The 21,985-nt window shown below is 67.2% G+C and carries 22 protein-coding genes; 5 read left to right on the forward strand and 17 right to left on the reverse strand.

From position 1 onward, the window contains the following. The coding region (locus J2T23_RS08775) for an integrase core domain-containing protein (protein WP_370871435.1) at nucleotides 1-398 on the forward strand (398 nt) is incomplete at its 5' end. A 194-nt stretch (nucleotides 399-592) separates the two neighbouring features. Further along, nucleotides 593-1,681: a LacI family DNA-binding transcriptional regulator gene (locus J2T23_RS08780; RefSeq protein ID WP_307359070.1), complete on the forward strand. Its 1,089-nt coding sequence runs from the start codon at nucleotides 593-595 to the stop codon at nucleotides 1,679-1,681. 42 nt (nucleotides 1,682-1,723) lie between these two features. Here the strand turns inward: J2T23_RS08780 and J2T23_RS08785 are convergent, their stop codons facing one another. From J2T23_RS08785 to J2T23_RS08805, 5 genes are all read right to left on the reverse strand, one after another. Further along, the gene (locus J2T23_RS08785; RefSeq protein ID WP_307359072.1) at nucleotides 1,724-3,118 is read right to left on the reverse strand and encodes a glycoside hydrolase family 32 protein; all 1,395 of its coding nucleotides are present in this window, start codon (nucleotides 3,116-3,118) and stop codon (nucleotides 1,724-1,726) included. A 32-nt stretch (nucleotides 3,119-3,150) separates the two neighbouring features. Beyond that, the gene (locus tag J2T23_RS08790) at nucleotides 3,151-4,053 is read right to left on the reverse strand and encodes a carbohydrate ABC transporter permease (protein ID WP_307359073.1); all 903 of its coding nucleotides are present in this window, start codon (nucleotides 4,051-4,053) and stop codon (nucleotides 3,151-3,153) included. Nucleotides 4,054-4,061: 8 nt separating this feature from the next. Then, nucleotides 4,062-5,063 (reverse strand): carbohydrate ABC transporter permease, encoded by a 1,002-nt coding sequence (locus J2T23_RS08795; RefSeq protein ID WP_141159638.1) that lies wholly within the window; start codon nucleotides 5,061-5,063, stop codon nucleotides 4,062-4,064. Beyond that, nucleotides 5,060-6,481 (reverse strand): extracellular solute-binding protein, encoded by a 1,422-nt coding sequence (locus J2T23_RS08800; RefSeq protein ID WP_307359077.1) that lies wholly within the window; start codon nucleotides 6,479-6,481, stop codon nucleotides 5,060-5,062. Before J2T23_RS08800 ends, J2T23_RS08795 begins: the two co-directional genes overlap by 4 nt. 233 nt (nucleotides 6,482-6,714) lie before the next feature. After that, on the reverse strand, nucleotides 6,715-8,781 hold the full coding sequence (locus J2T23_RS08805) for a PhoX family protein (protein ID WP_307359079.1): 2,067 nt from the start codon (nucleotides 8,779-8,781) through the stop codon (nucleotides 6,715-6,717). A 303-nt stretch (nucleotides 8,782-9,084) separates the two neighbouring features. Between J2T23_RS08805 and J2T23_RS08810 the strand changes: the two genes are divergently transcribed. Continuing rightward, nucleotides 9,085-10,257: a serine hydrolase domain-containing protein gene (locus tag J2T23_RS08810; protein ID WP_307359081.1), complete on the forward strand. Its 1,173-nt coding sequence runs from the start codon at nucleotides 9,085-9,087 to the stop codon at nucleotides 10,255-10,257. Nucleotides 10,258-10,291: 34 nt separating this feature from the next. On the opposite strand, the gene J2T23_RS08815 is transcribed toward J2T23_RS08810, so the two are convergent. From J2T23_RS08815 to J2T23_RS08840, 6 genes are all read right to left on the reverse strand, one after another. Further along, a complete protein-coding gene (locus J2T23_RS08815) occupies nucleotides 10,292-10,534 on the reverse strand; it encodes a hypothetical protein (protein ID WP_307359083.1) in 243 nt (80 codons plus the stop codon). Between the two features lie 246 nt (nucleotides 10,535-10,780). Then, nucleotides 10,781-11,821: an o-succinylbenzoate synthase gene (locus J2T23_RS08820; RefSeq protein ID WP_307359085.1), complete on the reverse strand. Its 1,041-nt coding sequence runs from the start codon at nucleotides 11,819-11,821 to the stop codon at nucleotides 10,781-10,783. A gap of 31 nt (nucleotides 11,822-11,852) precedes the next feature. Next, entirely contained in the window at nucleotides 11,853-12,869 is a 1,017-nt protein-coding gene (gene corA, locus J2T23_RS08825) for a magnesium/cobalt transporter CorA (RefSeq protein ID WP_141159633.1), read from the reverse strand. Next, nucleotides 12,866-13,393: a GbsR/MarR family transcriptional regulator gene (locus J2T23_RS08830; protein WP_246857265.1), complete on the reverse strand. Its 528-nt coding sequence runs from the start codon at nucleotides 13,391-13,393 to the stop codon at nucleotides 12,866-12,868. The genes corA and J2T23_RS08830 overlap by 4 nt, the downstream gene beginning before the upstream one ends. Continuing rightward, nucleotides 13,390-15,012, reverse strand: a complete 1,623-nt coding sequence (locus J2T23_RS08835) for an ABC transporter permease (protein ID WP_307359089.1) — start codon at nucleotides 15,010-15,012, stop codon at nucleotides 13,390-13,392. Before J2T23_RS08835 ends, J2T23_RS08830 begins: the two co-directional genes overlap by 4 nt. A 1-nt stretch (nucleotide 15,013) precedes the next feature. Further along, nucleotides 15,014-16,003: an ABC transporter ATP-binding protein gene (locus tag J2T23_RS08840; RefSeq protein ID WP_307359091.1), complete on the reverse strand. Its 990-nt coding sequence runs from the start codon at nucleotides 16,001-16,003 to the stop codon at nucleotides 15,014-15,016. Between the two features lie 53 nt (nucleotides 16,004-16,056). Between J2T23_RS08840 and J2T23_RS08845 the strand changes: the two genes are divergently transcribed. Further along, a complete protein-coding gene (locus J2T23_RS08845) occupies nucleotides 16,057-17,241 on the forward strand; it encodes an MFS transporter (protein ID WP_307359093.1) in 1,185 nt (394 codons plus the stop codon). A gap of 36 nt (nucleotides 17,242-17,277) precedes the next feature. Then, nucleotides 17,278-18,183 carry a phosphatase PAP2 family protein gene (locus J2T23_RS08850; protein ID WP_307359095.1) on the forward strand — a complete coding sequence of 302 codons (906 nt, stop codon included), beginning with the start codon at nucleotides 17,278-17,280 and terminating at the stop codon, nucleotides 18,181-18,183. Nucleotides 18,184-18,187: 4 nt separating this feature from the next. Here the strand turns inward: J2T23_RS08850 and J2T23_RS08855 are convergent, their stop codons facing one another. From J2T23_RS08855 to J2T23_RS08880, 6 genes are all read right to left on the reverse strand, one after another. Continuing rightward, nucleotides 18,188-18,493, reverse strand: coding sequence for a hypothetical protein (locus J2T23_RS08855; protein ID WP_307359097.1), 306 nt, complete (start codon nucleotides 18,491-18,493; stop codon nucleotides 18,188-18,190). Between the two features lie 51 nt (nucleotides 18,494-18,544). Next, on the reverse strand, nucleotides 18,545-19,234 hold the full coding sequence (locus J2T23_RS08860) for a PglD-related sugar-binding protein (RefSeq protein ID WP_307359099.1): 690 nt from the start codon (nucleotides 19,232-19,234) through the stop codon (nucleotides 18,545-18,547). A gap of 310 nt (nucleotides 19,235-19,544) precedes the next feature. Next, nucleotides 19,545-19,919: a VOC family protein gene (locus tag J2T23_RS08865; protein ID WP_141159627.1), complete on the reverse strand. Its 375-nt coding sequence runs from the start codon at nucleotides 19,917-19,919 to the stop codon at nucleotides 19,545-19,547. A 277-nt stretch (nucleotides 19,920-20,196) separates the two neighbouring features. Continuing rightward, nucleotides 20,197-20,685, reverse strand: a complete 489-nt coding sequence (locus J2T23_RS08870; RefSeq protein WP_307359102.1) for a hypothetical protein — start codon at nucleotides 20,683-20,685, stop codon at nucleotides 20,197-20,199. After that, nucleotides 20,686-21,330 (reverse strand): signal peptidase I, encoded by a 645-nt coding sequence (locus J2T23_RS08875; RefSeq protein WP_307359104.1) that lies wholly within the window; start codon nucleotides 21,328-21,330, stop codon nucleotides 20,686-20,688. Beyond that, nucleotides 21,320-21,931 carry a hypothetical protein gene (locus tag J2T23_RS08880; protein ID WP_307359106.1) on the reverse strand — a complete coding sequence of 204 codons (612 nt, stop codon included), beginning with the start codon at nucleotides 21,929-21,931 and terminating at the stop codon, nucleotides 21,320-21,322. The genes J2T23_RS08875 and J2T23_RS08880 overlap by 11 nt, the downstream gene beginning before the upstream one ends. Nucleotides 21,932-21,985: the final 54 nt, after the last annotated feature.

Raw genomic sequence — 21,985 nt, forward strand, 5'->3', positions numbered from 1 at the left:
TCCAGACGGCCAGCCTGGTGGAACGCGCGCTGCGCATGGCTTACGTCCTGCGCGGCGGCGGCCCGGCCGGTGTCGTGTTCCATGCCGACCGCGGCACCCAGTACACCTGCGCCCAACTAAACGACGTCTGCGACAAGCTGGGCATTCTCCAATCCGTTGGCAGAACCGGCGTGTGCTGGGATAACGCGATGCAAGAATCGTTCTGGTCCACGCTCAAGACCGAGTTTTACGACCGCCGCCGCTGGGCAACCAGGCACGACGCGATCATGGCCACGGGGCGCTGGATCGAGGAGTTCTACAACCGCGTCCGATTGCACTCAGCTCTGGGCTTCAACACTCCTGTGGAGCACGAGCTACTGCTCTCCACAGCACAACCTCAGCCGGCACAAGCCGCCTGATCAACTGTCCACGATTTGCGGGCAACCCCAATAGGCCCGAAAGGTGATGGGGCGTTCCCAAAAAGGGGGCGGGAGGTGATGGGGCGTTGCCGAAAAGGGGGCTGAAGGTGATGGGGCGTTGGGAGCGAGCGGAAGCTCACACGAGTTAGGTAAACTGCACCCAAGCAACAGACCCCAGCACCCGAAGGACGCCAATGAAGCGCAAGGCCACCGCCCTCGACGTCGCCAAGCTGGCAGGCGTTTCGCGCAGTGCCGTGTCGCTGGTACTGAACGGCCGCGGCGACGGAAACGTGGCGCTCGAAAGCCAGCAGCGGATCCGGGAGGCAGCAGCGGCGCTCAACTACTCCCCCAACAAAATCGCCCTGAGCCTGCGCAACCAGCAGTCGCGCATCATCGGAATCGTGTCCGACCAGGTGGTCACCAGCCCGTTCGACGGCAACATCATTGCCGGCGCGGATGCGGTGGCCCGGGAACATGGCTTCGTGACGGTGGTCATGGATACCGAACTGGACGAGTCCCGCGACGAGAGCGCCGTGGAAACCCTGCTGGACCGCCAGGTGGACGGCCTCATGTATGTGACCGTGGGCCTGCGGCCGTTGCACGTGCCCGCAAACATGGCGCGTGTCCCGTCGATCCTTGCCAACTGCTTCGATGACCGGCCGGAGGCAGGGCTTCCGGCCGTGATTCCTGACGAAGTGCGCGGCGGACGGGAAGCCGCGGAGCACGTAATGTCCCTGGGCCACCGGGACATCGCGTTCCTCGCCGGCGATTCCCTGACCCCCGCGGCGCCCCGCCGGATCGAGGGTTTCCGCGACGCCTTCAGTGGCGCGGGGATGCCTGTCACCCAGGACCGCGTCATCCAGGTGGGCTGGGACATCGACGCCGGCTTCCATGGCGCCATGAAGCTCCTCGAAGGGGTGGAACCGGCCGCCCGGCCCACCGCCATCCTGTGCGCCAACGACCGCCTGGCCATCGGAGTGGTGCTGGCCTGCTACCGCCTGGGCCTGAGCGTCCCGCAGGACGTGTCCGTCATGGGATACGACGACGAATTCCGCATCGCCAAGGCCATGGTTCCGGCACTGAGCACCATGGCCCTGCCGCTCCGGGAAATGGGGGCGGCAGCCATGGCGTCGCTGCTCGCCGAGGTGGGGTCGGCGCCCGAAGGAACGTCCGACGACGGCGGCCCGGCTGCGGCGGCCGTCTCCGGCGCCGCGCGGGAGACGTTGGTCCCTTGCCGGCTGGTGGTCAGGGAGTCCACCGGCCCGGTCCCGGCAGGACGCTGAACGCGGCGCCGGCCGGGACCCACCGGACGGGTTCGGAGCGGGCTACGCGGGCCTGGCCAGGCTCCACACGTCCGCAGTTGCCCCAGCGGGAAGGCTCAGTTGCCACTCCTCCCCCGCTGCCGGGTAGGCACGCAGCGTGGTGGCCACCGAGCCTGTACGGTACACCTCCACCAGGGAGGCGTCCACGAACACCCGCAGTTCCTCCCCTGCGTCCACGCTGCCGCTGAAGACCACCTGCCGGCTTCCGTTCCCCACCAGGAGCAGTTCCACCAGGCCCTCCCTGCCTGCCCTCACCACAGCCTCGGCGAAGGCCGGCAACGACACCGTCCCGGATGCCCGGCCGGTGCGCAGCCCTCCGCGGTAGGCATCCACTTCCGGGGCGGGGCTGACCGCAAGGGAACCATCCACTATCGAAAGCTCGCGCGGGAAGGTCAGGACTCCCGCCCACCCGGCGGCGTCGATCTCTTCCTGGCTGCGGCCGCGGCGCCCGTCCCGCCCAGGACCTTCGTTGGCCCAGCCCCACAACAGGGCCCGGTTCTCAAGGGACACCACTTGCGGGGCGTAGAAGTCGCGGCCCAGGTCGGACTTTCCGCCGGTCCGCGGCGTGAACACGGGCAGCCCTGTGGCAGGGTCTTCCGCCAGCGATCCGATCAGGTGGCCCACCCCGTTGGCGTGTTCGTGGGAGTCGCCGGCGAGCCAGAGCGAGAACATCATCAGCCAGGTGCCCCCGCCAGGGGCGCCGGTGTCGGGCACCTGCACCAGCTGCGGGCATTCCCAGATCTCGGCCGGGGTGAATGTGCCGGCCACCGGGTTCTCGGAGGTCAGCCAGATGCCCTGGTACTTCCAGTCGGACAAATCATCCACGGTATAGAGCAGCAGCGCGGCGTGCCCGTTGGCCAGTCCGGCGCCCTGCATCGCGTAGCGCCTGCCGTTGAAGCGGAAAATGAAGGGGTCCCGCACTGCGATGACCAGTCCGTCGGCTGGCATGGTGGCGGCAACGTGGCCTGCCTGCTCCCAGCTGACAAGGTCCTCCGAGCCGCGGGCGATGACCACCTGGGAGTGGCCCCCGTCGCTGCGGACGCCGGAGTACGCAGCGGTGGGAACACCGTCGTCGTCCGTCACCACCCCTGTCCAGCAGCCGTACTCGTCCGGACCGCCGTCCTGCGGGCGGAGCGCCACCGGGTGCTCCTCCCAGCGGACCAGGTCCGCCGAGCTCACGTGTCCCCAGGCGATCCTGTGGTGCCGGGCCGAGTCCGGGTTGTACTGGAAGAACACGTGGTACCGGCCGTTGATGAAGCTGATGCCATTGGGATCGTTGATCCAGCCCTGCGCGGGGCGCGGGTGGAAACGGGGGAAAGCGGGATCGGGGTGGGCGGCGGCTACGTCGTCGAAGGTGACGGTGCCGGGGTGGACGGCAGCGAGGTCCGGGGAGGTCATGGAACGGCCTTTCGGGCTTGAGGGAGGTAGGTTTACTTGCCGGTTCCGGCCGTGAGGCCGTCCTGCAGGGCGCGTTGGCCGAAGATAAAGACCACCAGCGCGGGAATCATGGACAGGACCACGCCCGCCAGGACCACCGAGATGCTTCCGGTGCCCAGGTTGCCCTGCAGTGAGACCAGGCCCAGCGGAAGGGTGAAGTTCTGTTCGGAAATGGTGAGGATCAGCGGGCGGAAGAACTCATTCCAGTGGAAGTTGAATGCCAGGATTCCCACGATCGCCATGCCGGGCATCGCCAGCGGGGCGTACACGGAACGGAATGTCCGCCACGGGCTGGCGCCGTCGATCGAGGCGGCTTCGGCTAGTTCGGCCGGCAGCCCCATGAAGTACTGGCGCATCAGGAACGTGCCGAACGCCGTCGGGATCGCCGGCAGGATCAGAGCGAGCAGGGTATCGGACAGGCCCATGCCGCGGATCAGCATGAAGACGGGGACGATCGTCACCTGTACGGGCACCATCATTGTGGCCAGCACGATCGAGAACAGCGCCCCGCGCCCGCGGAATTTCAGGTGCGCGAACGCGTAGCCGGCCAAGGCGGCGGAGACCATCTGGCCTACCGCGATCACGCCGGTGACCAGGGCGCTGTTGAGGACCAGCAGGAAAATATTCAGCTGCTTGAACACTTCCCCGTAGGAGGTGAAATCCGGGTTCCAGGGTATGAACGACGGCGGCAGCTTGAAGGATTCCGACGGCGACCGCAGCGACGTGGACAGGGTCCAGAGCACCGGACCGAGCGTCAGCGCGGCGGCGAGCAGCAGCAGGAGGATCCGGGCGGCGAAGCTCCAATTGAACTTCTTCCGGTTGGGCGTGGTGACGGGGAGGCCTTCGGAGAGCCGGGGGGAATGTCCGGCAAGGCCGTGGTCAGTTGTGGTTGTCATGGCTGGCCTCACTGGTAGAAGACGAATCGTTTGCTGAGCCGGAACTGCGCGGCCGTGATGGCCATGATGATCAGCGTGAGCAGCACGCCGATGGCGGACGCCTGGCCGAATTCGAGCCGCTGGAAGGCTGATTCGAAAATCACCATGACGGCGGTGCGGGTGGAGTCACCGGGGCCGCCTCGGGTCAGGACGTAGGGCTGGTCGAAGACCTGCAGGGCGCTGATGATGGCCATGACCGAGGCGACCAGGGTGGTGGGGCTCAGCAGCGGCAGCGTCACGTGGAGGTGCTTGCGCCAGCCGGTGGCGCCGTCAATCGCGGCTGCCTCGTATGTCTCGACAGGAATGGAGGCCAGTCCGCCGATGAACAGGAGGAAGCTGAAGCCGAAGTTCTGCCAGACGTACACCAGGATCACGACGGCGGCCGATCCGCCGGGGGTGGTCAGCCAGGGCACGGCGGGGATGCCCACCAGGGACAGGAACCAGTTGACCACGCCGAACTGTTCGTTGAAGAGGTACCGCATGAAGATGGACACCGAGGCGGCGGACAGGATCAGCGGAAAGAAGAACGCGGACCGGAAGAACACCCGCAGCCATGCCGGCATCTTCTCCTGCACCATGACCGCCAGTGCCAGGGCGAGTCCCAGCTGGAGTGCCACGGCCACCACCACGAACACGATGGTATTCAGGAAGGAAACCCGCACGGTGGGGTCCTGGACCACTTCCGAGAAGTTGTCGAAGCCCACGAAGGTTGGTGCCGAAATGATGTCCCAGCGGAAGAAGGCCAGGACAACCGAGGCCACGATGGGGATCAAAGTGAAGAGGCCCATGCCCAGGATGGTGGGTGCCAGGAAGATCCAGGCCAGCCAGCGCTGGTTGTGCCTGGCTGCGCTGCGGCCGCCGGTGGTGCTGCCACCGCCGGTGCCGCTGGTGCCGGACGTGCGGGCCGTCGTCGTACTTGCCCGGCCGGCCGCCCGCTTGGGCCGTTCCCGGGGCGGGGTGGTGGTGCTCATGACTGCCTCCTCAGGGCAAGTTCAAGGTCGCGCTGCATGGATGCGAGGGCCTGCTTGAGCTGTTGCTCGTCCCCGCTGACGGCAAGGGAAACGTTCTTCATCAGGGCCGTTTCGACGGCGGCCTGCTGGGGTGGGGCCGGGATGGGGCCCGTGGTGGGGAACCGGTCCAGGGTGTCGTAGAAGACCTTCCAGTGGGCGGGACCCTTGCCGGCGTACAGCTGCTCGTTGACCATGGAACGGCGCGCCGGAGTGGTGATCGGGTTGGGGAAGATCAGTTCCATGGCCTCGCGGCTGGAGCTGAACTTGATCCATTCCCAGGCGGCGTCCTTGTCCTTGGCGGTCTTCATGATCGCGTAGCCGGCGGTGCCGAACTGGTGGCGCTGGGTTTTCCAGCGCGGGAAGAACTGGACGTCAAAGTCGTTGGCGCCCATGCCGGCTTCGTGCAGTCCCTGCACCCAGTAGCCGCCGGCCGGCGTCGTCCCGATGCGGTTGGACGCGAACAGCCCGACGAGCGAACTGCCGCCGCCTTCTTCCGGCCGGACGCCCAGGCCGTCTTTGACCAGGCCCCGGAGGTAGTCGAAGGACTCAAACACGCGGTCGTCGTTGGCGTTCGGTTCCAGCCACTGGTACCCGCCGGAGCGGAGGCTCCGGGAGGGATCGTTGGCGTAGAAGCCGTCCCACAGCCAGTCGCCGCCCGCGGACCTGGTTTCCTTGAGGAAGCTGGTGTCGTTGGCGTAAAGCCACGGCACCACCCCGCCGAAGAGCCGGTTGGTCCAGTAGTAGGGCGTGAAGTCAGAGGTCCGGGCCTTCCGCATCGCGGCGAGGCTGTTGCGGAAATCGATGTGGGTCCAGTCGTCCGCGGGCCGGTCCAGGCCTGCCTGCGCGAAGGCGGCGGTGTTGTAGTACATGTTGGCCGCGTTCCAGTCCATGGGGAGCTGGTACAGGCTGCCCTTGTACATGAAGGCTTCCACCAGGCTGGGGTGGACGTCCTCGAAGAACTCGCGCATGTCCACCGCGTCGCGGCGGATGTACTCGTCCAGCGGGTGGGCAAGCTTTTCGGCGAACAGCTGGGCGCCCTCGGTGGCCACGTAAACCACGTCCGGCGGGGTTCCGGCGGCCACCATGGTGAGGATCTTGGTGAAGAAGTCTTTCCAGTCCACGGCCTGGATGGCCTGGACCTTGACCCGGATGTCCGGGTGGAGGCGGGTGAATGCGTCGATGGCACGCTGGCGGGCGGCGGCGTCCGCGGCGGTGCCCATGATGGCGATGCTGAGGCTGTTGTCTCCGCGGCCCGGTATGTCCGTTCCGGAGAGCCGCGGCCACGACGCCACAGTTGCTCCGATGATTCCCGCGCCGAGGGCCCCCAAGGCAGTACGGCGGGTGATGTCCCGCAGCTGCCCGTCTATGGCTCCGGTCATATCCTTTTCCTTCCTAACACGTGTTAGGAACTGTAAATGACCGGCCTAACACGTGTCAAGCATCACATCGAGGCGGCATCGCACTGCCCCGCCCTTAAAGCCGGAACGCCCCATCACCTCCTGCCCCTAAAGCCGAAACGCCCCATCACCTCCTGCCGCAGCGGGCTGAAAGGTGATGGGGCGTCCGGGAAAATGCGCCTAAAGGTGATGGCGCGTCCGTGGTGGGCAGGCGGTTAGCCGCGGAACACCTGGACCACTGAGGGACGGGGCGCGCGCACCTGGCCGGGGGCCGGCGTCGTGCCTGCCGGGACGTAGTCCGGGAAGAAGGAGTGCGGCGCCTCGAAAGTGCCTTCCTCGCCCGGGTGCTGCACGGAGACGAAGACGGTGCGCTCGTCGTCGTGGATGACCGGGCCGCAGGTTTCGGCGTCGCGGGGAACGGAAAGGAACTGCTCCACCCTGCCGCGCTCGGCGCCGTCCAGGGTGACCCTGAAGAGGCCGTCGTTGTAGCCGATGCCGGAGGGGGCGCCGTCGGTGGAAATCCAGAGGTTGCCCACGGAGTCGAAGGCCACGTTGTCCGGGCAGGAGATGGGCGAGACCTTGTCCGCCGGGTAGCCGGAGAAGTAGGTGACATCGCCCTGCGCCGGATCGCCGCAGACCATCAGGAGTGTCCAGTTGAACAGGGTGGAGGTCTGGTCGCCGGTTTCGGTGATTTCCACGATGTGCCCGTCGCGGTTCTGCGTGCGCGGGTTGACTTCGGTGGCGCCTTCCTTGGTGCCGGTGCCGCGGTCCGAGTTGTTGGTGCAGACCACGTAGACCTTGCCGGTGTGCAGGCTGGGCTGGACGTCCTCGCACCGGTCCATCTTGGTGGGCCCCACCTTGTCCGCGGCCAGTCGGGTGTACACCAGGACCTCCTCGACGGACATGCCGGGCACGGCTGACTTGCCGCCAACCACCAGGGGCAGCCATTCGCCGGTACCGTCGAACGCGCCGTCGGCGGGAAGCGCCCCGGTTCCGGTGATCTCAGCAGCGGGAGAGTTTCCGGTGAACTTGGCGACGTAGAGGTCGCCTTCGGAGAGCAGGTTCATGTTGTTCCTGCGGTCGCCTTCGACGTACTTGCCCTTGGAGACAAACTTGTAGAGGTAGTCGAACTTCTCGTCGTCGCCCATGTAGGCAACTACATGGCCGGATTCGGCCACGATCACGTTGGCGCCCTCATGCTTGAAGCGGCCCATCGCGGAGCGCTTCTTCGGGGTGGAGGTGGGGTCGAACGGGTCGACTTCCACGATCCAGCCGAAGCGGTTGGCCTCGTTCTCGTAGCCGGCATTGCGGGTGTCGAAGCGGGGGTCGTCCAGTTCCCACTTGCGGGCGGTGGGCTTGGCGGTGAGGCCGTAGCGCTTGTCGCTGGCCGACGTGCCGGCGGAGACGAAGTAGCCGTTGAAGTTTTCCTCGCCGGAAAGGATGGTGCCCCAGGGGGTGGTGCCGCCGGAGCAGTTGCCGAACGTGCCCTTAATGGCGCGGCCGGACGGGTCGGCCACGGTCTTCACCAGCGACGAGCCGGCAACGGGGCCGGTCAGTTCGTAGGTGGTGTCCGAAAGGTAGCGGCGGTTCAGCGGGGCGCCCTTGACGTAGCTCCACGGCTTGGTGGTGTTCTTGCGCTCGAGTTCCACCACGGCCAGGCCGTGCGCGGCGCGGCCGATGGCTCGGGTTTCCACCGGGTCGTAGCCGGCCGGGACCATGATGTTTTCGTTGGTGTACTCGTGGTTGGTGAACAGCACTGCGCGGCGGCCCTTGCTGCCCGGGATTTCCACGATGTCCGTGTAGTCGTTGTTGTAGCCGAACTGGCGGGCCTGGGCGGCAGCGGTCTGGTTGTTCAGGTCGAACTCGGGGGAATCGTTGAACAGCGGGTCGCCCCAGCGGATGATCGGCTGCCAGGTGAAGCCCTCCGGCACGGTGAAGGCGTCAACCGCTTTGTCCACGGGCTTGATGGCGGTGAACTGCAGCTTGGAGTTGCCGAAGCCTTCCTTGGCGGCCTTGGACAGGCCCGCGGCGGAGGCAGGCTCGGCGGAGCTTACGGCGGAACCGAGGGCGACGGCGAGCGCTCCGGCGGCGCCAAGGCCCAGGGCGGCGCGGCGGGACATCGTGGCGGAGGCGATGTCGCGGAAGTAGCTGTTGGAGCTGGTGTTGCAGACGTCGCCGGCACAGGCGTTGTCGCACTTGAGCGCACAGGTGACAGGGCTGCGCTTGCCCTTGGTATGGCCGAGCATGGGCAGCAGGGTGAACTTGCGGGCAGTTTCAGACATGGGGAACCTTTCGAAGGAATGTCCTTGGGGTGCCCGATCACCCTTCCAGCCGCTTCCTAAGGAAACCCATCCATTTGATGAATCCAGGGTTAACCGCCCGTGACCTGCAGGAACGTTTCATCCGTCAATGCAGGTGGTACCGCCCCGTTCCGTGGGTTGGCTGAACATCCAACGGCTGCTTCCCGCTGGCGGTGGGCGGACTTAAAATTGGAGTGCTGGGCGGACGGCGCCATCAGAGGTCTGGCCGGACACGGCGCTGCAGGCGGCCCAAACACGTCACCTGTCCAGAGCGGATGCCCCGGCATGAGCACGAACAGACCTGTGTGGCGGCGGGCGGTCTTCGCCGCCGTCCTCGCCGTGACCGGCTGCACCTACACCCCGGACGAGCCCGCCCCCTCCCCAAGCTCCCCCAACCCCTTCGGTTCCCTTGAAAACCAGGTGAAGCTGTTCATGAACGACGGCGCGGTGGCCACCGTCGTGCAGGTCAAATGGCCGGAAGGTGAGTGGTCCAAGGCCTTTGGCATGCGCGACCTTGAAACGAGGACCCCGGCACAGCCCACCGACCGTGTGCAGATCGCCAGCGTCACCAAAACGATGACGGCCGTGGCAGTACTCAAACTCGTCGACGACCACCTCATCGGCCTGGACGACCCCGTAAACGACGTCATCCCCGGCTTCACAGCACTCAAGCCTCCGGGCCCCATCACCGTGAGACAGCTGCTCAGCCACACGTCTGGCATGCCGGAGGCCAACGATGCATTGCCGCGCGACGTCGACTTCCGCCCAAGTGTTTCCCGGACGATGACGATGGAGCGGGGTTTGCAGCTGGCCGGCACCCTCCCGTGGGATGGGTCCAGCGTCGGCTCCTTTAGGTACTCGAACACGAACTACCTCGCACTCGGCCTGCTCATCCAGGAACTGCGGCATAAGCCCTTCACCAGCGTCATGCGTGAGGAGATCTTTGGTCCGCTTGGTTTGAAGAGCACCACCCTGGACCACCTCGACCCGCTCGAATCCGGGCTTCTCCACGGCTATGTGACCCTCCGGGGTGAGCGGATCGATACCACTGACAACATCTTCAGTGCCGGTTCGCCGGCCGTGGGCGCCGTGTCGACAGTGGAGGACATGAACCACTTCATGGCGGCCCTTTTCCAGGGCCGGGCAATCTCCGCCGCGTCGTTGGGCGCGATGACGGCGAAGACCGTCTTCTCGCCGTACGGGCTGGGCCTCTGGGAACACGCAGATGGCTGCTCGGCCCAGCCGCGCTACGCGGGCAGGGGGCTCTTCTGGGATTATCAGACTGTGGCGGTCAGCAGCAGCGACGGGCGCTACCAGGCCGCGATGACCGTCACCACCCCGCCGCTTCCGACAGAGCTGGAGGATGAGTCCACCCAGAACATGCGCGAACTCCTGGTCGGCCAAATCGAGTCAACCCTTAACGAGGCCCTTGACCGGCTGTGCGCGCCGGCCAAATGAGGAAACACCACTCCCCGATTGGTGGCCGTCTTCCTCAACCCACGGGATGCCCGTGCGAGCAGTGGTCCTCCCCCGGCAGGATCTCGTGCCCCTGGATGCAGGTCCGTTGCGGGGCTAGGGGCCGGTCATGGCTGCTGAGGAAGATACTGCTGGAGGCGCGCTCGATGCCCTCGTCCTCCCGCCTCAGCCATTCCGCCAGGTGCAGCCGGTGATGTTCCCCGGAGTTTTCCCGCTTTTTCGATTCATCCGCCAGATGCCTGAAAGGTATCTTCACCATGGCACTCGCGACCTTAAGTAACGTCCCTGTTCGGTGCAGGGAGGAACCGGTGGAACCATGATAGGAGCCCCGCAACCCTCCGGCAATCACCCGCAGGACGCCACCCTGCAGCGACATCCAATGCCGGCTAACTGCCCTTTGGGCGTGAAAACGGCAGCTTACTCAGCAGTCGCTGGGGTGAGGAGGGCGTGAAAACGGCAGCTTACTCAGCAGTCGCTGGAGTGAGGAGGGCGTGAAAACGGCAGCTTACTCAGCAGTCGCTGGGGTGAGGAGGGCGTGGACACGGCGGAGCCGGTCCAGCCACCAGTCCCGCCGGTCCGCGGGAGCCGCAAACCTTTCCAGCAGCCCGGCGTCGGCGGCCACGTCGCGGAGGCGGATGACGCCGTCGTCGGCCACCAGGGGATCCAGGGTGACGTCGGATTCAAAAAGCGACACGGTGCCCAGGCCGCAGGCGTAGGGCAGGTCGGGCAGCGCGGCGGCCAGCGCCAGCCCGGCGCGGATGCCAACGGAGGTGTCAAGGGCGGAGCTGACGACGGCGGGGAGTCCTGCCTGTGCCACGATGTCCAGGGCGCACCGCACTCCCCCGAGCGGCGCCACCTTGACCACGATCAGGTCCGCCGCGCCCGCCCGTGCCACCCGGAGGGGATCGGTTTCCTTCCGGACGCTCTCATCCGCCGCGATCAGCACCGGCGTCCCGGCCTCCTGCAACCGCCTCCGGACCTCGGCAAGGCCCTCGATGGAAGGCACCGGCTGCTCGGCGTACTCCAGCCCAACGGGCGCAAGCCGGGTCAACGCCTCCACGGCGCCGGGCACGTCCCACCCGCCATTGGCATCCACGCGGATGGCCGCGTCCGGCAAAGCGGCGCGCACGGCACGCAGCCGGGATACGTCGTCGTCCAGTGACTGCCCCCGCTCCGCCACCTTGACCTTGACGGCGTCCACCCGGCCGAACCGTGCCAGCACATCCGGTACCCGGTCCGCGGCGACGGCGGGCACCGTGGCGTTGACCGGCACCGACGTCCGCACCGGGTCCGGGAACCCCTGCCATCCCGCCTCGATGGCCGCGGCCAGCCAGCGCGAGGCCTCGGCGTCGCCGTACTCCGGGAAGGGGCAGAACTCGCCCCAGCCCACGGGACCGCGCAGCAGGAGGGATTCACGTTGCATGATGCCGCGGAACTTCACCCTCATGGGCAGCGTGACCACGTGGGCGTCCGCAAGCAATTCGTCGAGGGACGGAACTGGCTGGAGCGTGCCATCGGGGGAAGGCGGAAAACCGGGGTTGGGCATGCCGCTTACTGTACGCGGCGGGCCGCCTGGTTCAGATCCATTTGTTGTGCTTGAACGCCAGGTAGAGGACCAGGCCCATGGCCACCATCAGGCCCAGCGCATAGGGGTAGCCGTAGGTCCAGGCCAGTTCGGGCATGTTGGTGAAGTTCATGCCGTAAATGGACGCCACCAGGGTGGGAGCGAACAGGATGGCAGCCCAGGAGGAGATGCGTTTGACCTGTTCATTCTGTTCAAAGCTCGACTCGGTCATGCGCTGCATTTCATCATTCTGGCGCTGGGCCACCAAGGCGGCGTTGACGGCCAGGGCGTTCTGCAGCAGGGCGCGGAAGGAGGCAACGCGTTCGTTGAGCCGGATGACATGGTCCAGGACATCCCGGTAGTGGTCCCGGAGTTCTGTTGCCTGGTCGCGGTCCGGAGTTCCGGCCATCAGGGCCTGCAGGATCCCGGCGAGCGGGCTGGTGGCCCGCTGGAAGGTGATGACCTGGCGGGACAGCTCGTAGATCCTGCGGGACACGTCGGGATCGGCCCCGAAGAGGTCGTCCTCGATTTCGTCGATGTCGTTCTCCAGGCCGGCCACCACGGGCTCGTATTCGTCCACCACCTGGTCCAGGATTCCGTAGAGCACCGCGTCGGGGCCCAGGGCCAGGAACTCCGGCATGGCCTCCATGCGGCGGCGGACTTTGGCCAGGTCCGGGGACTCTGCGTGACGGACGGTGACAACGTACTCATCGCCCACGAAGACGTGGATTTCGCCGAAATCGACCTTCTCCACGTCGTCCCGGTACCTTGCGGGCCGCAGTACCAGGAACAAGCACTCGCCGTAGTGCTCCAGCTTGGCCCGCTGGTGGCCGGCGAGCGCGTCCTCGACGGCCAGGGCGTTGAGGTCGAATTCCTCGCCTACGGACTGCAGTTCCTCAGGGTCGGGCCGGTAGAGGCCGATCCAGGCCATCCCCTCGCGCTGCCGGAGCAGGAAGTACGTCTCGTCGAGGTCTTCGGGGTCCTCGGTGCGGAGCCCGTTCACATATACCGCGTTGTCGATGATGGTCACGGCGCCGCCTCCCGCTCATGCTCCCAGTCGTCCAGCAGGGCCGGCATCCGTGAGTTGAGGAACCGGTAGAACCGCGCCATGTCCGCCACGCGTGCCCGTGCCGGGGATCCTTCCGGGAGCGTTTCGGCGGTGGCATCCGTCAGTGCCGCCAGCTTGTCGTAAACCGGGCTGTTCCGCATGGACACCACGTACCACTCGTCTTCATGCAGCGCGTACAGGTCGCGGCGGCTGCCCGGCTGCGAGATCCGGTGCACGAAGCCCACCGTCTGCAGGTAGCGCACGGCGCCGGAGACCGCCGCCGCACTGGCCCCCAGCCGTTCCGACAGTTCTGCCGCGGTGAGGCTGCCCTGTTCCGAGGACACCAGCGCCAACAGCGTCCGGGCGGGCATCTTGGGGAACCCCGCCGCGGCGAACGCGGCGGCCGTCCGTTCGGCCGCAGCGGCGGTGGCATCCACACCGCGCGCACCCGCACCTGCGCCGCCCGTCAGCTCGTCCAGAGCCGCCACCTCGGCATCGGCGCTCATGCCGACCCCACCTCCCGCCGCCGCATCACCGCGACAGCCAGCGCGCCGGCCACCGCGGCAATGGCCAGCATCCACCACGCTCCGCTCCAATCAGTCGCGTCACCGCGCGGCACGGGCGTGTGGGTGAACGGGGACAGGTCGCGCAGGCTTTGGTCGATGCCCAGCATGCCGCCGAAAATACCCAGCATCACGCCCAGGGCCAGCAGCCCCCAACTGGCGGCGACGGTGGCGGAAGGCCACAGGACAAACACCAGGGCGGGCACCGCGAGGTAGATCAGGGCCGCCGGCAGCTGGGCCACGGCGGTCTGCCAGAGGGCATTGGCCGGCATGGACCCGTCCCCGGTGCCGGTGAGCGTGGCCCATGCCCCGACCGCGGCGAGGCCTACCACCAGCACCACGGCGGCCGCGCCCAGCACCAGGTACCCGGCAAGCCACCGGACCCGCCCCACCGGAGCGGACAGCAGCAGTTCGGCGGTCCCGGCTGCTTCCTCCTGCCGCAGCCTGATCACCGCCTGCAGTGCGCATGCTGCCGCAAGGACCCCGGCCATCATGAACAGCACGGAGACCATGAGCTGGGTCAGTGAGGTCCCCTGCGACTGGAGCATGGCCCGCAGCACCGCGGTGATGTTCGTGTCAGGGGTGTCGACGGCGGCAATCGCCTTCCAAAGCGACCCCGCCAGCAGCCCCAGGGCCAGGCCGCTGAGCCCCCACCCGATGATCGATCCTGACTGCAGGCGGAGGGCCAGGGCCGCCGGGCTCCGCAGCGAGGCCCGGGCGCCGGGCCGTCCCGGCCGCGTATCCCAGACACTCGCGCCGGCGTCGCGCGCGCCCAGGATCAGCCACGCCGCGGCGAGGCAGGCCACGCCGAGTGCCACGACCAGCAGCAGCGGCCAGGTGCGGTTCCCTGAGTAGGCGAAGGTCTGCTGGCCCCAGCCGATGGGTGAGAACCAGCTGGCCGCGCCTTCGGTCATGGTGGTCCCGTCCGCCCCCGGCGTTCCGGTGGCGTCCCCGATCCCGCGCACCACGTAGGCCAGGACCACCAGCGCGGCCGAGGCGCCGTTGGCCCCGCGTGAGGTCCCCATGAACTGGGCCACGAGCAGACCCACCCCCAGGAAGGCGAGGCCGACGGCGCCCGTTGCCGCTCCGGCGGTCAGGGAACCCTGTGGGTCCAGGCCCTGGACGGCGAACCCGGCAAAGACTGCGAGCGCCACCAGGATGTTGGCTGTGATGCCGTGCAGCAGGGTGGCGGTGTAGGGCAGCAGCCGGCCTGCCGGCGTGGCGGCGATGAGTTCGGCGGCGCCGGTCTCCTCGTCCGCCCGCGTGTGGCGCACGGCGAGGAAGGTACTCATCAGGCCGGCCAGCAGGGCAAGGAAGGCGTAGATCAGGAAGAACGTGAAGGCTCCCTGGTCCGCTCCGCGGGGAAGGCCGCGCAGCATCAGGATGGCGGGAGTGGCGATCGCCACTTGCAGGATCTCGGTGCGGCTGGCTGCATTGCCGTAGGTCTGGGTGACGGCTGCGGCCGCGAACAGCGCGAATGCCCCGATGGCCACCACCCAGCTGACCAGTTGCCAGCGGTCCCGGCGAAGCCGCTGGCCCCAGAGGACCAGGAGGACGCCCATGTCAGCCCCGCCCCCTCGCGCCGAGCAGGTGCCGACGGGAACCGTGCTGGTCTTCGCCGGAGGCGCCGGCGGGGGTGCCTTCGTCCGCGGGGGCGTCGCCGTAGTGCCGCAGGAACAGCTCTTCGAGCGACGGCGGAACGATCGTCAGGCCCTGTACGCCCAAGGCGCCCAGCGCGGGCAGTACCTCGGCGATCCGGTCCGAATCGGCGGTGAACCTGATCCGCCCGGCGTCGTATGCCAGGTCATGCACCGCACCCAGCCGGGCCAGGGCCTCAGCGTCCAGGCCGTCCGCGGCGAAGGAAACCTCTGACCTGGTGAGGTGCCGCAGGGAGTCCAGCGTGCCGCCGTCGACAATCCTGCCGGCACGGATGATGCTCACACGTTGGCAGAGCACCTCCACCTCGGAGAGGATGTGGCTGGACAGGAGCACGGTGGCACCACGTTCGACGGCGGCCAGCAGCTCCCGCCGGAACACTTCCTCCATGAGCGGGTCAAGGCCGCTGGTGGGCTCGTCCAGGAGGTAGAGCTCGGCTTCGGTCGCCAGTGCGGCGATCAGCGCGACTTTCTGCCGGTTGCCCTTGGAATAGGCGCGTCCTTTCTTGGCCGGGTCGAAGTCGAAGACCTGGCACAGGCGGTCCTTCCGGCGGTGGTAGGCGGCAGCGTCGGCGGTGCCGCCGCGAAGCCGGGAGAGCAGGTCGATGGTTTCGCCGCCGGACAGGTTGGGCCAGAGCCGGACGTCGCCGGGAACGTAGGCCAGGCGGCGGTGCAGTTCCACGGCCTGGGTCCACGGCTCAAGCCCCAGGACGGTGGCGGACCCGGAGGTGGCCTTGGCCAGGCCCAGGAGGACGCGGAGCGTGGTGGATTTCCCGGCGCCGTTCGGGCCGAGGAAGCCGTGGATTTCCCCCTGTTGGACGTCCAGGTCCAATCCATCGAGGGCCCGGACCTGGCCGAAGTGTTTGTGCAGGTTCACTGTCTGGACAACGGTGTTCATGGTTCAAGTCTTCGAAGTTTTCACAACTTTGTGAAGGTACTAAAGTCCCAGCTATGAGCTCCGACAGTTCCCCGCCAGGCGCGCAGGCCATCCGCCAGGCAACGGCGCCACTCTACGCTGCGGGATTCGTCACGGCTTTCGGAGCCCACAGCATCGCGGCGGCTTTGGGCGCGGAGAGCGAAAACATCGGCCTGACCCTGCTCAGCCTCGGCATCCTCCTGGCCCTCTACGACGTGGCCGAGGTCTTCCTGAAACCCGTGTTCGGCGCCCTGAGCGACCGCATTGGCGCCAAGCCCGTCATTGTCGGCGGCCTGTTCGCCTTCGCCGCGCTGTCCCTGATTGGCCTCGGCGCAGCTGACCCGCTGATCCTTGCCCTCGCCCGGCTCGGACAAGGCGCGGCGGCCTCGGCGTTCTCCCCGTCGTCGTCCGCCATGGTGGCAAGGATGGCCCGCGGCGGAAAAGCCGGGACCTACTTTGGCCGGTACGGGTCCTGGAAGAGCCTGGGCTACATCCTTGGGCCGCCGCTGGGCGCCGGGCTGATCCTGGCCGGCGGTTTCCCCTTGCTCTTCGGCGCCCTGTCCGCGCTGGCGGCGGCCACGGCCGTGTGGGTGCTGCTCTCGGTGCCGCATCTGGCACCCCTGCCGCGGAAGCGGTATACGGTGATGGACCTGGCGCGGCAGGTGGGCGAGCGCCGTTTCCTGGTCCCCACCCTGGTGCTTGCCGCGTCGACCGGGGCCCTCGGTGCCGCCGTCGGCTTCCTCCCCGCGCTGGCCACCCGCCACGGGCTTGGTGCGTTCGCCGGAACGGCCGCGGTGAGCGTGGTGGCTCTGGGCTCGGTGCTGACGCAGCCGTGGATCGGAAGGCTGCGGGACCGGCACGCCGTCAGCGACAACAAGGGCACGACGACGGGCCTGCTCCTGGTTGCCGTGGGCATCGCTTTGGTGGCGGCCGCCCCGGGAGTGGTCACCATCTTCCTCGCGGCGGCGCTGATCGGGTGCGGGATCGGCGTGGCCACCCCGCTGGGGTTCGCGCACCTGGCGGACACCACGCCGCCGGAGCGGATGGGCCGGACCATGGGCTCGGCAGAGCTGGGGCGCGAACTCGGGGATGCCGGCGGACCCCTGCTGGTGGGGGCCATCGCCACGGCAACGGCCCTGCCGTTCGGGCTTGGCGCGCTGGCACTGCTGGTGGCTGCCGCTGCCATTCCCCGGCTGGACCCGGTCAGGCCTTCCGACTGAGCGGCCTTCCAGCTTTTTGTGTCAGGGTTAATGGCGATGACTTCTTCACGGCAACTCTCCACCAGGACTCCGGCTCGGCCTGCCCCGGGCTCGGCGTTCCTGTTCGTGCTGTCCACTGTGGCGTGCGTCGCCGGGCTGCTTGCCACCTACTACTTCTTTGTCCAGACCACCACGGGCCAGTTCATTGATGAGTCCGCGCTGGTGGAAGCGGTACAGATCCACGGACCTGCCGGCAAGGCCGCCACCCAGTTCCTCGACTGGCTGCCCACCATTTCACTGGTGATGGCCGCCGTCGTGGTCCTGTTTGTCACCGTAATCCGGCGGCACTGGGTTGAAGCCGGGATTGCCGTGGCAGCGTGCATCGGGGCGAATGTTGCCACCCAGGTGCTGAAGGACCTGCTGCCGCCGCGCCCGGACAAGGGGGTACTGACTTTGGAGCTGAACTCGCTGCCCTCCGGCCACACCACCCTTGCCGCGTCCGCTGCGGCGGCGGTGTTCCTCATGGCCTCACCCCGCTGGCGCCCGATGGCCGGCTTCATTGGCGGCTCCTTCGCCATCGCGTCCGGGGTGTCCACGCTGATCAACCAGTGGCACCGGCCGGCCGACGTGGTGGCCGCGTTCCTGCTGGTGGGCGCCTTCATGATTCCGGCGGGCTGGCTGATCCTCCGGCGCGGGTCGTGGAACGAGTGGGACGGGTTCGGTGACCATATCGGTTCTGCGAGGATCTGGCTCACGCTGCCGGTGCTGATTGGACTGGCCTCAGCCGGGGTGGCAGTCTATTCGCTGATCCGGATCGCGCCGAGCCCTTGGCAGGAATCCAGCACCACCAACTACTTCTGGGCCGGCATCTCCCTGATCGTGATCGCGGGCTACCTGGCCACCGTGGCCACAACGTCGCTGTTTGCGTTTGCCGCACGCCGGCGGGACGTCCACAGTCGGTAGCCGCTCACCCCGTGGTTTCCCCGAAGTCCCGTCCTATGCTTTCCTCCATGGCTGCGGCAAGTTCAATCTCATCCAGGTACCGGGCGGCAGGCCGGCCCGTGGCCTTGGCCAGCCGGTCGAGCGTGGCCAGGTGCTGCCGGGCCAGCTCAATGGCCAACTCCTCCACGATGCTGGGGCCGTTCCGGACCACCAGGTCGCTGAGGTACGCACGGAGGCTGCCGGCGGGGCGGCCCTTCGTTTCGATGTCCGCAGCAACGAGCCTGGTCAGGGCAGCCGCGGCGAGTGCCGGTTTATCGCTGAACAGTTCCACGGTGTTCCCTCAGTAACGGTGGCAGGGAACGGACGACGCCCCCGCGAGTAGCTACAATGTAGCGTCTCCATGCCTGCCCCGTAAGGGTCCATAGTCCGGGTTTTCGTTGGATGCGGCCTCCGCGCGCGCGGGCACACCGGCCCACGTTTCGTGCTCAGGAACGTTGTGCGTCACCGCTGAGCGCATCCCGACGTAGGAGTAGTCCCCCACCACCAGCCCGTCGCCAATCCCGGCGTTCATGCCCAGGTGCGCCGCCCGGCCAATCCGCGTGCCTTCCCCTACCGAGACGCGGGGATGCAGAGTGGCGAAGTCACCCACCTGGGCGCAGCATCCCACATTGACATGCGGCTTCAAGAGCACGTGCCGGCCGATGCGGGCCTGCGGGGAGATGGTGGCGTTCCGCATCACAATGCTGCCGGGGCCGATCCGGGAATCCCTGGGGACCCGCACATCCGGGTCCACCACGGTGGCGTACCGGTCCTCGTGCACGCCGAGGAGGGAAAGCCGGCCCACCAAGCCTTCCCTGTCGCGCCCGGAGGGAAGGCAGACGCTGAAAAACGCCTTAGTGAAGGCAGGCGCGTCAGCGAGCGCGCCCATCACCACCGTGCCTTCGATGGTGGTGCCCAGCAGTTCCGGGTCATCATCCAGGATCCCCAGGACGTCGTACTGCCCGCTGGTCCGGACCGCGGCCAGCACTTCCCGGGCCAGTCCGCCCATGCCCAGCAGCATCAACTCGCTCAATGTGCGCCTCTTCCAGTCCCTGCTCCGTTGCAGGAATGTCGTTCGGCCCGTTCACCAGCTGCTTGATACTTGGCTGTCCCCAAACCCTATGTCGGACTTGCTCGGCAGGAAAGGCCTCGGGGCGCAAAGATCCAGGAGGGGCCCCTCCGTAGCACGGCCGGGCTTACCGCCGGGAAGTCTTGAGCCAACCTTGAGGATTTGCGGTCCCCGGGCTTGATGGGGGCGATGGATAGTTTGCTGGTGCCTGGGCGGCGTTTTGAAGTGGGCGCCACCAGGCATTCCTGCTTTTCCGGCGCGCGGCGGCCGTCGATCAGGGCTCGAGCCGCCTGCGCAGGAGGCAGAATTCGTTCCCTTCGGGGTCCTGCAGGACGTGCCACTGCTCGTCGCCGGCCTGCCCCACGTCCGCCGGCCGTGCGCCGAGGGCCAGCAGCCGTTCCAGCTCGGCGTCCTGGTCCCGGTCCACGGGGTTGACGTCGATGTGCAGCGGAAGCCTCCCCACCCGCGGGTTGCTGCTGGGGCTCAGGATGATCGTGGGCTGCAGTCCGCCGAACCCGGCTTCCGGCCCGATCTCAATCGCCCCGTCCTCCCTGTCCAGCTCCACATAACCAAGGACTTCACTCCAGAACCGCGCGAGCAGTTCCGGGTTGGTGCAGTTCAGGACCAGTTCACTGATGCGGCATGACATAGTGCCAGTGTAAGGACCGTGTGGTGCTACGACGCGGATCTTCCTCCTCGACCCGCCTCTTCCCCGCCGCGGCCCACAGCCACCTTCGACCCGCTCCTCCTTCTTCGACTCGCTCATTCCCTTGCGCGGCCCACATTCCAGGAGCGTCGCGGACGATGTCGGTCGGAGAAGCATTTGCGCGTCGCCAGAATCCCGGGAACCAGCTCGGCGGGAGACGGTGCCACTGCATGGGGGGATGCAGCGGCACCTTCTTCCGCCGAGCTGGCAAGAGGAAAGCTCAGGCGCAATAAATCTTCTTGTTTCCCGTGCCGATCTCCAGGCCCACCTTCACATACGCGGTGGCCTGGGCACCGCCTGCGAACAGGGCCACAATCCTGACCGTCGCCGGGGTGGTGGTGACCTGGGTAAAAATCGTGGAGTCTCCGAAGAGCGATACGCTCCCGGAAGTACCGAACGGGCCGGCCAGGTCCGAACTTGCCCCGTAGACCCCGTTGGTTCCGGCTGCCGAGAAGGTGAGCTTCGTTGGAGGCTCGGAGAATCCCGAGTATGCCAGGGATACGTACTTGTTCGCGTTGTCTACGTTGCTGCACACGGGGGTGTTGAACACAGGTTGGGACCAGGCTCCGGATGCGGTGACGGTCATGGTCGCGGTCGCGCTTTGCTGCCAGAGTGCGGACGCCGAGGCGGCGCCGGCACCGAGCAGCACCGTGAGCACGAAGGCCCCTACAGCGAGCGCCGCGCCTGGAAGATCCCGGAACCTTGCCATCTACGCAGCCTCCGCAGCCGGTTCATCCCGCTTACGGGTCTTGCGGACGGATGTGTACACCGTGATGGCTCCATAGCCGATCAGCGCCACCGCTGCGATCACCGTCCATGTGCCACGGTCTGAGTTCCCCAGGAAGTTCGCCACGAAACCCACGTACGGGACGGCGTAGAACAGCTTGCCCTTGACCTGGATGGCGCGGACCGGTTCTGGATCGTTGGCTCCGTTGTTGTCGCCCTTGGTGATCAGGGTCTTTTCGCCCTGCTGGGTGGAACCGAAGCCGACAATCCGGTGCGTTTCCACGTCCGGCCGGCCGGAATAGAGCTGGAAGGTGACGACGTCGCCGTACTTGAGTTCGTCAAACGGCGCGGGCTTCATCACCATGAACGTTCCCGGCGGGTACTTCTGGACCATGGACTTAGTGAGGATCGTGTAGGTCTGCGAGCCAGTCGCCACCGGCACCACAATCAGGACGAGGGCGGCGAACAGTGCCACCAGCATGGCGGCCATGCTCAGGAAGCGTCCGACGGCGGTCCAGGCGGCTTTGCTTCTGCGTCCACTTTTCGGCGTGGCCTGCGCAGTCCCGGTCCATCGCTTCCACGGTCCGGCTACACCGCCGAGCGGGCGTTCGGTCAGGTCAGCAGCCACTGGACACCCCGCAGAGCTGACGTGCGGTGAGTGGAAGGGAGATCGTCACTGCTTGTCCTTTCACTGTTGACGGGGCGCCGGAGGCGAGGCTGACCTGGAAGCAGAAGATGGTGGACGCGCCTTTGCCCACCGTGGGCGAGACGAGGCCGCTGGTGCCGATCTGCGCGTAGCCGGTGCTGGAGCTGCATTCCGTCGAGGAAACGGCGGTCTTCGCGCTCACGATGATGTAGGTGGCAAGGACTCCGCCGTTGAGGTTCGCCACGCTCGGTTGGTTCACGGTGATGGCGGTGTTGAACTGGCCGCCGGCGTTGGTGTTGTTGGTGACCACCACGCCGCCGTAGACCGAGGTTCCCGGCCCCAAGGTTCCTGCCGGAGACAAGGTCAGGTTCGCCGAGGTCTTCCCGTCCGCGAGCGTCATGTTGGTCGTCGTGCCGGTGTTGACCGCCTGCAGCGTCGTATCGAATGACGCCGACGTGATGGTGCCTGGAGTTGCCGATGCCACGGCATTCCAGAGTGCGTAGGTTCCCTGCACAGTGAACAGGCCCAGGACCACTGCGAAGGCGACCAAAGCTGCCGACTGCAGCCTGCGCTTCGTGCGCATGGTCCCCTCCTGGTTGTCGTCCTGTTGCCTGATCACCAAGCGGGTGGCCGTTCA

The organism is Pseudarthrobacter niigatensis, from assembly GCF_030812615.1.
GTDB classification, from domain to species: Bacteria; Actinomycetota; Actinomycetes; order Actinomycetales; family Micrococcaceae; genus Arthrobacter; species Arthrobacter niigatensis.